9 protein-coding genes are annotated in these 8,909 nt (G+C 67.9%); all 9 read right to left on the reverse strand.

Annotated elements, in window-relative coordinates:
- Positions 1-29: 29 nt before the first annotated feature.
- Positions 30-662, reverse strand: a complete 633-nt coding sequence (locus IG78_RS0134915) for a MerR family transcriptional regulator (RefSeq protein ID WP_078965813.1) — start codon at positions 660-662, stop codon at positions 30-32.
- Between the two features lie 225 nt (positions 663-887).
- Positions 888-1,361 carry a bifunctional nuclease family protein gene (locus IG78_RS0134920; protein WP_005475662.1) on the reverse strand — a complete coding sequence of 158 codons (474 nt, stop codon included), beginning with the start codon at positions 1,359-1,361 and terminating at the stop codon, positions 888-890.
- A gap of 53 nt (positions 1,362-1,414) precedes the next feature.
- On the reverse strand, positions 1,415-2,158 hold the full coding sequence (ftsR, locus tag IG78_RS0134925) for a transcriptional regulator FtsR (RefSeq protein WP_030571502.1): 744 nt from the start codon (positions 2,156-2,158) through the stop codon (positions 1,415-1,417).
- A 44-nt stretch (positions 2,159-2,202) separates the two neighbouring features.
- Positions 2,203-3,144, reverse strand: coding sequence for an FHA domain-containing protein (locus IG78_RS46750; protein WP_078965814.1), 942 nt, complete (start codon positions 3,142-3,144; stop codon positions 2,203-2,205).
- Between the two features lie 82 nt (positions 3,145-3,226).
- The gene (locus IG78_RS0134935) at positions 3,227-4,108 is read right to left on the reverse strand and encodes a DUF881 domain-containing protein (RefSeq protein WP_030571508.1); all 882 of its coding nucleotides are present in this window, start codon (positions 4,106-4,108) and stop codon (positions 3,227-3,229) included.
- A gap of 14 nt (positions 4,109-4,122) precedes the next feature.
- Complete coding sequence (locus IG78_RS0134940) at positions 4,123-4,455, reverse strand: small basic family protein (protein WP_003988855.1); 333 nt, start codon at positions 4,453-4,455, stop codon at positions 4,123-4,125.
- Positions 4,452-5,351, reverse strand: coding sequence for a DUF881 domain-containing protein (locus tag IG78_RS0134945; RefSeq protein WP_030571511.1), 900 nt, complete (start codon positions 5,349-5,351; stop codon positions 4,452-4,454). The genes IG78_RS0134940 and IG78_RS0134945 overlap by 4 nt, the downstream gene beginning before the upstream one ends.
- An 89-nt stretch (positions 5,352-5,440) precedes the next feature.
- Positions 5,441-7,936, reverse strand: coding sequence for a mannose-1-phosphate guanyltransferase (locus tag IG78_RS0134950; RefSeq protein WP_030571514.1), 2,496 nt, complete (start codon positions 7,934-7,936; stop codon positions 5,441-5,443).
- A gap of 111 nt (positions 7,937-8,047) precedes the next feature.
- Positions 8,048-8,656, reverse strand: a complete 609-nt coding sequence (gene clsA, locus IG78_RS0134955) for a cardiolipin synthase ClsA (RefSeq protein ID WP_030571517.1) — start codon at positions 8,654-8,656, stop codon at positions 8,048-8,050.
- Positions 8,657-8,909 lie beyond the last annotated feature (253 nt).

Raw genomic sequence — 8,909 nt, forward strand, 5'->3', positions numbered from 1 at the left:
AACCGCCTCAGACGGCCGGGCGAACCGCCTCAGACAGCCCGGTTCCGCCGTCTGGCGAGCTCGTCCGCCGGATGGTGCCCCACCAGGGTCTCCCCCGTGTCGATCCGCTCCCCGTGAAGTTGCGAAAGCGCGGCCTCCACATCGCGCCACACCACGCCCACGGCGATCCCGAAGACACCCTGTCCGCCCTGGAGGAGGTCGTGGACCTCGTTCGGCGATGTGCACTCGTAGACGGTCGCGCCGTCGCTCATCAGCGTGGTGCGCTCCAGATCGCGGAAGCCGCTGTCCCGCAGGTGCTGCACCGTGGTGCGGATGTTCTGCAGCGAGACCCCGGTGTCGAGGAACCGTTTCACGATCTTCAGCACGACCACGTCGCGGAAGCTGTAGAGCCGCTGCGTCCCGGATCCGCCTGCCGCACGCACGCTGGGCTCTACGAGCCCGGTCCGCGCCCAGTAGTCCAACTGGCGGTAGGTGATGCCCGCGGCGGCACACGCCGTGGGACCTCGATAACCGACCTGCTCCCGCTCCGGGTCCACAGCCTGACTTTCCGTTCCGGAGGTGCCCTCAGGCACTGCCACCGGGCGTTTCGGAGAGTGCTCGGCCGAACCGCTGTGCAGCGGATACGGACCACCCACCGCTGTGCCGTCGCCGCTGCTACTCACGCCGACCTCCGTCCTTGACCTGCCCCCTCGAAGGTAGGCAGTCACCAGGGGCTCGTCAACGAACGCCACACTCGGCACGCCGAGTGATAATCACCCTACGAGTGGTTTCCCGTCCCGCGCTGCGGGGAAAGGCTAGCCGAATGCTCCGGCAGCGGCCTCCTGAGAGGGGCCGACCGGGCGACGGACGCGGCGGCACTCGGGCCCGAACCGGCGTCCGGCCGCGGCTCACTGACTGTTGGTACCGAAGTCCTCGGGCGAGATCTGGTCGAGGAACTCGCGGAACTTCTCCACCTCGTCCTCCTGCTCGTCCGGGATGGCGATGCCCGCATCATCGAGGACACCGTCGCTCCCGAAGATGGGCGTCCCGGTGCGCAGCGCCAGCGCTATGGCGTCCGAGGGACGCGCGCTGACCTCGACACCGCTCGCGAAGACCAGCTCGGCGTAGAACACGCCTTCTCGCAGGTCGGTGATGCGCACTTCGGTGAGCTCCTGGCCGACAGCCTCCAGCACGTCCTTGAACAGGTCGTGGGTCAGCGGCCGTGCGGGCGCCATGCCCTGCTGTGCGAAGGCGATGGCGGTCGCCTCCCCTGGTCCGATCCAGATGGGGAGGTACCGGTCGCCTCCCACTTCACGCAGGAGCACGATCGGTTGGTTGGAGGGCATTTCCACCCGGACACCTACGACGTCGAGCTCGTTCACACAGCAACCCTAGGACGTGCCCGGCAGGTTTGGGTAGTCGGGCACCCGTCGAGTCAGCGCACCGGGACGCCGAGCGCACTGTGAACGAGTGCGGCATGCAGCTTTCCGATGAGCCCCGCGAGCTCCTTCGTACGGGCTTCCGCATGGGCTCTGGTCTGCGGATTGCGGTGCCGTCGCAGTGGCGCGACGATCTGGTCGACGAGCCCCGCCTCCCGGTCGGCCGCACCCTTCATGGCCCGCAGATGGCGGGGTTCGATACCGAATCGGCCGAGTTCGGCCACGAGAGCGGCGACCGTTACGGCATCCGCGTCGTAGCTGCCGTCCGGCAGCGGTGCGACCAGGCCGTACGTCTCCCATTCGGCGAGCTGCTGCTCGTCGGCCTCGGCGGCCGCGAGCAGGGCGTCCCGCCCCAGCCGCGCCACTGTGCGCTCCTCCTCGGCCTCCAGGAGGTCGCTGCCGCCCGGATCGGCCGACGGCGCCTGCACGGGCAGGACGGAGCCCTCGCCCCGCTCGGAGGCGTCCAGGTGGTCGCGGATGACCTTGAGCGGCAGATAGTGGTCCCGCTGCATCCGCAGCACGTGCCCGAGCCGCTCCACGTCCTCGGGGCTGAACTTGCGGTATCCGGACGGTGTGCGCTGCGGCTCGATGAGCCCCTCGGACTCCAAGAACCTGATCTTGGAGATCGTGACCTCGGGAAATTCGTCGCGCAGCGTGTTCAGCACGGTGCCGATGCTCATCAGCCGATGGTCCGCAGCGGCGGTGCCGTTTCCGGCACCGCCCCTCGGTGTCTCCAGCATGGACCTTCCTGGGGGGTCCCCCCGGACGTGGTCCGGGGGATGGGTCAGATGCCCCGCTGGCTCGCGTAGAAGACCAGCCGGTACTTGCCGATCTGCACCTCGTCGCCGTTGGACAGCGCGACGGAGTCGATCCGCTCCCGGTTCACATACGTGCCGTTGAGGCTGCCCACGTCGGCGACGGTGAAGGAACCGTCCGCGAGACGACGGAACTCCACATGACGGCGCGACACGGTCACGTCGTCCAGGAAGATGTCGCTCTGCGGGTGGCGCCCCGCCGTCGTCAGCTCGCCGTCCAGGAGGAAGCGGCTGCCCGAGTTCGGACCGCGACGCACCACGAGCAGGGCCGAGCCGAGCGGCAGTGCGTCGACGGCAGCCTGCGCCTCGGGTGAGAGCGCCGGAGACGGCGTCTGCCCCGTGACCTCGGCGTCGTACGCCTCAAGACCGGAGATGGAGATCGTCGAAGTGGTCTCGGACGGACGCTCGGCGACCGCTCCGGCCCGCAGCGGCGCACCGCAGTTGGAGCAGAACCGGCTCGCCTGCGCGTTGCGGTTCCCGCACCTCGTACACACCAGGGCCGACATGGACGGATCCTCCTGCCGCGGCTGCCCCCCGGGGGCATGGGACGCGTACGGGTCGGGGGTGTACCCCGCACCCGCACCTGAGGGCGACGGTTCCCCGAAACCTATGCGTCCGGAACTGGCAGGGTCAACAGATGACGCGCCCTGTCCGCCCGAAATGTCTCCGCCTACCTGGTCCCGGAACAGGGGGCGCTCGCCCACCTGGGTCTCCGGCACGTCTCCAGCGCGCGGCGCACGGTGACGGGCGTCCTCACGTGCGCTCTTGCCGAACAACTTCGCAAACAACTTCACGGGCGATTCCCCTTGACCGAAACAGACCCGCCCGTGGGGCAGGACGAACCCTGACTGCACACACCGTCGTACCGCGGCACCACGGACATCCTCACAACGTCCGTAGCCGCCAAACAGTTTCCACCACGCACCCCGTCTACAGTGCGCCGACCCCCCGCAACCTCATGCCCTGGACCAACGGCCCCCATGCCCCTGCCCCTCACTGGGAGGACGACCGAGCGTAGTCAGGCCGCTTCGCCGGTCGCAAGGCGTCCACGACGATCTTCTCCGTACGTGCGACAGTGACCGTGGCCTGCTCCTTCTCCAGAGTCTGCACCACCCCGCCGGGGATGTTCAGCGCCGGCTCCAGGTCCTGCGGCTTGCCGATGACCTTGAAGCGGTAGGGCGCGGCGACCTTCCGGCCGTCCACACGTACTCCGTCACCTGTCGCATCCGACAGATGGGTACTGGCCACCACCCTGACGTCATTGACCTGGATGGCCTCCGCACCGGCGGCACGGAGCTCCTGGATGGCGTCGAGCAGCATGTCGGCCTCCACCGTCCCCTTCTTGTCGTTGATCGTCAGCGTGATGCCAGGACCCTGCGCGGCCACGGTGCCCGCCAGAATGCCGAGTTGCCGTTCCCTCTCGACCGTCTGCTTTCGGGCCTCCTCGGCCTGGTCCGAGCTGTTCTCCAGACCGGTGCGCTGCTCCTCCAGTCTGCGCTTCTCATCTTCCAGACGCTGAGTTCGGTCATCCAGTTCATCGAGAATGCGTACGAGATCTTCCTGACGTGCTCCGCGCAGCGCGCTGCTGTCGTTGGTGGACCGCACCTGGATGGCGAGACCCAGGCCGAGCACGAACAGGAGCAGGGCCACGATGAGTTGAGCACGGGTCAGGCGCGGCGGCCACAACCCCTTCACCAGGCGCTGACGGCCGGTCAGGGAGGAGCCCCCGCCCCGCGCGGTGCCCTCACCCGCCTGCGCGGCCGACGCGCCGCCGCCTGACACCCGGGGTGGCACCGGCACCTCAGCGGGCAGTTCCCTGCGTCGGCCGTGGCCGGAAGGGGCGTCCCCGTTGTTCATGGGATCCTCGGGGTTCATGGAGCTCATCGGCGTCACGCCCGGAAGACATGCCGACGGATCGCCGCGGCGTTGGAGAAGATCCGGATGCCGAGGACGACGACGACACCCGTGGAGAGCTGGGCGCCCACGCCCAGCTTGTCGCCGAGGAACACGATCAGCGCCGCCACCACCACGTTCGACAAAAACGACACCACGAAGACCTTGTCGTCGAAGATGCCGTCGAGCATCGCGCGCAGGCCGCCGAACACCGCGTCGAGCGCGGCCACCACGGCGATCGGAAGATACGGCTCGACCACCGCCGGTACCTCGGGCCGAACCAGCAGTCCGGCCACGACTCCCACGACGAGGCCCAGTACGGCGATCACGATGTGCCCTTTCCTGCCTTCGGCTCTGCTGTACGTACGGTCACACTGGGCGCGGCCGGAAGCCGGACGTCGTCGACCGCTGAGATGCTGGTCCGAATGCCGAAGTTCTCCTGCAGAGAGTGCAGATACTGACCGTCGCGGCTGTTCTGGAACCTGGTGCTCAACTTCTGGCCGTCACCCACCGCGAGCACCGTATACGGCGGCACCAGCGGCCTGTTGTCGACCAGTATCGCGTCACCGGCCGCCCTGATCGCCGATAGTGCGGTCAGCCGCTGGTCATTGATCGCGATCGCCTCGGCACCCGACTCCCACAGGCCGTTGACGACCCGCTGCATGTCGCGGTCGCGCACCCGGCCGGTGTCGGAGAAGCCCGCGCTCTCGCGGGGGCCGCCGCCGCCCTGGTCGGCCTTCTTCTTGTCGTCGACCACGAGCTTCACGCCGGGGCCGTGCACCTCCGTCGCACCGGAAAGCAGCGAGACCAACTCCGCCCGGCTGCCGCCGTGTTTCTCCAGTGCCGCCCGCTGCCGTGCGCTCACGTCGCCGCGGAGGTCGTCGATCTCGTCCTCCAGATCGTCCGCGTCCGCGGTGGCCGACTCGACCCGGTCGATCAGCTCCGAGCGCTCCTTGGCGAGCACCGGGGCCTCTACCCGCGCCTGCGCCGCGCCCACGGTCACCACGAGCGCGGCGAGCACCAGGCCTGCCGCGAGTCCGAGCTTTGCCCGCAGCGGCTTGGGGACACCGCCGGTGCCGGATTCCTCCTTGCGGGCGGCGGCTTCCGCGTACCCCTCGTCGAGGCTGTGGTCCATGACGGTGGTGAGCAGCGACATGGAGGCGTCCGGGCGCCTGGGGCGCGAGACGGCGCTCCGTGTGGGGGGCTGCTGCGGCATGCCGCACATCGTCGCACGTCGCGGGCGCTACCTCCGAATGGCCCCACCGGTGTGCCGGACAGCGCCACTTACGGGTGCTGTCCGGCACACCTGCGCCATCAGTCCCCGGCGCTGTCCACCACGGCGGCCCACTCGTCGAGCAGGGCCTGGGCCGAGGCCTCGTCGGGCCCCTCCGCCCACAGATGGGTGACGGCTTCGGCGGGGTCGGGGAGCACGAGCACCCACCGGCCGTCCGCCTCGACGACCCGTACGCCGTCGGTCGTGTCCACGGACCGCTCGCCCGCGGCCTCCACGACACGCCGCATCACGAGCCCCTTGACGGCCCACGGCGTGGCCAGGTCGCGCCGCTGTACGTGGGCGCGCGGGATCCGCGCGTCGATCTGGCTCAGCGTGAGCTGGGTCCGCGCCACCAGGCCGATCAGCCGTACGAAGGCCGCCGTACCGTCGAAGACGCTGCTGAACTCGGGCACGATGAAGCCGCCGCGCCCATCACCACCGAAGATCGTCGAATCGCCGCGTCCGGCCCGCGTCAGATCGTCCGGCGACGTCGTCGTCCAATCCACCTGCGTGCCGTGGTACGCGGCCACCTGCTCGGCGATGCGCGTCGTCGTCACCGGCAGCGCGACCCGCCCGCTGCGCCGCTCGGCGGCCACCAGGTCCAGCATGACGAGCAGCGCCCGGTCGTCCTCGACGATCCGGCCCTTCTCGTCGACGAGCGAAAGCCGCTCGCCCACGGGGTCGAAGCGCACACCGAAGGCCGCTCGCGCCGATGCCACGATCTCACCGAGTCGCACGAGACCGGACCTGCGCGCGTCCGCCGACTCAGTGGGACGTGACTCGTCAAGACCCGGGTTGATCGTCAGCGCGTCGACGCCGAGCTTCCCGAGGAGGCTGGGCAGGACGAGCCCGGCACTGCCGTTGGAGGCGTCCACGACGACCTTGAGCTCCGACTCGGCGATCCCCGTCGTGTCGACATTGCGCAGCAGCGAGCCCGTGTAGGAGTCGTAGACGCTGGAGGGAAAGTGCAGGTCACCGATCTCACCGGGGAAGGCACGACGGTATTCCTGACGCGCGTACACCCGGTCGAGCTTCCGCTGGCTGCCCTGGGAGAGGTCCGCCCCGTTCCCGTCGAAGAACATGATGTCGACGGAGTCCGGCACACCCGTCGTCGTACGGATCATGATGCCGCCGGCGCTGCCTCGCGCCGTCTGCTGCCGTGCGACGGGCAGCGGCACGTTCTCCAGGTCGCGTACGTCGATGGCGCTGGCCTGCAGTGCGGAGATCACCGCTCGCTTCAGTGCCCGGGCGCCGCGGGAGTGGTCGCGGGCCGTGGTGACAGTGGAGCCCTTCTTCAGCGTTGTCGCGTACGCGCCGGCGAGGCGCACCGCGAGTTCCGGGGTGATCTCCACGTTCAGGATGCCGGAGACACCGCGGGCGCCGAAGAGGTGCGCCTGGCCCCGGGACTCCCAGATGACCGAGGTGTTGACGAACGCGCCGGCCTCGATCGTCTTGAAGGGATAGACCCGCACATTGCCCTGGATAATCGATTCTTCCCCGACGAGGCATTCATCACCGATGACGGCGCCGTCCTCGATGCGTGCTGCTCGCATGATGTCGGTGTTCTTGCCGACGACGCAGCCGCGCAGGTTGCTGTGCTGCCCGATGTAGACGTTGTCGTGGACGACGGCCTTGTGCAGGAAGGCCCCGCTCTTCACGACCACGTTCGAGCCCACCACGGTATGTTCGCGGATTTCGGCGTCGGCTTCGATCTTGGCGTAGTCACCGACGAACAGGGGGCCGCGGAGAACGGCGTCGGGGTGTACTTCGGCGCCTTCGGCCACCCATACCCCGGGGGAGATCTCGAAGCCGTCCAGTTCGACGTCGACCTGGCCTTCGAGCACGTCTGCCTGGGCTTTCACATAGCTTTCGTGAGTGCCGACGTCCTCCCAGTAGCCCTCGGCGATGTACCCGTAGATGGGCTTGCCTTCCTTCATGAGCTGGGGGAAGACGTCACCCGACCAGTCCACAGGTACGTCGGCCTCGACGTAGTCGAAGACTTCGGGCTCCATGACGTAGATGCCGGTGTTCACCGTGTCGGAGAAGACCTGTCCCCAGGTCGGCTTCTCCAGGAAGCGCTCGACCTTGCCTTCTTCGTCGACGATGGTGATGCCGAATTCCAGCGGGTTGGGGACGCGCGTCAGACAGACGGTGACCAGCGCGCCCTTTTCCTTGTGGAAGCGGATCAGGTCGGTGAGGTCGAAGTCGGTCAGAGCGTCACCGGAGATGACGAGAAAGGCGTCGTCCTTCAGCGCTTCCTCAGCGTTCTTCACGCTGCCGGCGGTGCCGAGTGGCTTCTCCTCATTGGCATACGTGAGCTCCATCCCGAGCTCTTCACCGTCGCCGAAGTAGTTCTTGACGAGTGACGCCAGAAACTGAACGGTCACTACGGTCTCGGTGAGCCCATGCCTTTTCAGCAGGCGCAGCACATGCTCCATGATCGGCCGGTTGACCACCGGCAGGAGTGGCTTGGGCATGCTTGAGGTCATGGGGCGCAGGCGTGTGCCTTCGCCCCCGGCCATCACGACGGCCTTCATGTCGGTAACGTCCTCCTTGATAGACGACGGTCTGTCCGACTCGGCCCACCAGGTTTGGCCCGTTCAACCAGTCACGGGCCTTCGAGTCCGGTGGCCGTCATATCGGCAGACTCAATCGGCCATGGCATCCGCCTTGACAAGTCGGCGGACTTGAACCACATACAGGATCCCTGCCCACCAATACAGAGTTGTACCCCATCCGGCGAACGCCCATCCGAAAATAGCAGCGAGTGAGTGGATCCAGCCACTTCCGTCACTGAGCAGAAGTAGCGGAAAGGCGTACATCAGGTTGAAGGTGGCCGCCTTGCCGAGGAAGTTCACCTGCGGTGGCGGATAGCCGTGGCGTCGGAGGATCCCGACCATCACCAGGAGTACCAGCTCGCGCAGCAGCAGTGCCGCGGTGAGCCAGAGCGGGAGAATCTCCCGCCAGGTGAGGCCTACCAGGGTGGAGAGGATGTACAGCCGGTCGGCGGCGGGGTCGAGGAGCCGGCCGAGGCTGCTGATCTGGTTCCAGCGCCGTGCGAGCTTGCCGTCGAGGTAGTCGCTGACTCCGCTCAGCGCGAGCACGAGCAGCGCCCAGCCGTCGCTCTTGGGCCCGCCGAACTCGGGCCTGAGGATCAACCACAGGAAGAGGGGTACGCCTACCAGGCGGGCCATGCTGAGGATGTTCGGGATGGTGAGGACCCGGTCCGTCTGGACGCGAGTCTCCTGGACCTCCACCCGGGGGCCTCCTGTGGGGAACGAGCCAATGATGCCTCCTGACCTTACCGTCAGTTGTCGGACGACTGTGCAGAGGGGTGGCGCGGCTCCCCGCCCGAAATGGGGGGCACGTGGCTGCTTAGTGGTGGTGCAACGCAAAAAAGCCGTACCCCCGAGTCGGAACTCGGGGGTACGGCTTCTTATCAAAATTAGTTCGGCGGCGTCCTACTCTCCCACAGGGTCCCCCCTGCAGTACCATCGGCGCTGTGAGGCT

Source organism: Streptomyces aureocirculatus (assembly GCF_000720475.1).
Lineage (GTDB): Bacteria > Actinomycetota > Actinomycetes > Streptomycetales > Streptomycetaceae > Streptomyces > Streptomyces aureocirculatus.

Coding starts and splice junctions, on each gene's coding strand:
- IG78_RS0134950 (WP_030571514.1), bottom strand. CDS start 7,936: ATGAAGGCCGTCGTGATGGCCGGGGGCGAAGGCACACGCCTGCGCCCC.
- IG78_RS0134935 (WP_030571508.1), bottom strand. CDS start 4,108: ATGAACCCCGAGGATCCCATGAACAACGGGGACGCCCCTTCCGGCCAC.
- IG78_RS0134945 (WP_030571511.1), bottom strand. CDS start 5,351: ATGTGCGGCATGCCGCAGCAGCCCCCCACACGGAGCGCCGTCTCGCGC.
- ftsR (WP_030571502.1), bottom strand. CDS start 2,158: ATGCTGGAGACACCGAGGGGCGGTGCCGGAAACGGCACCGCCGCTGCG.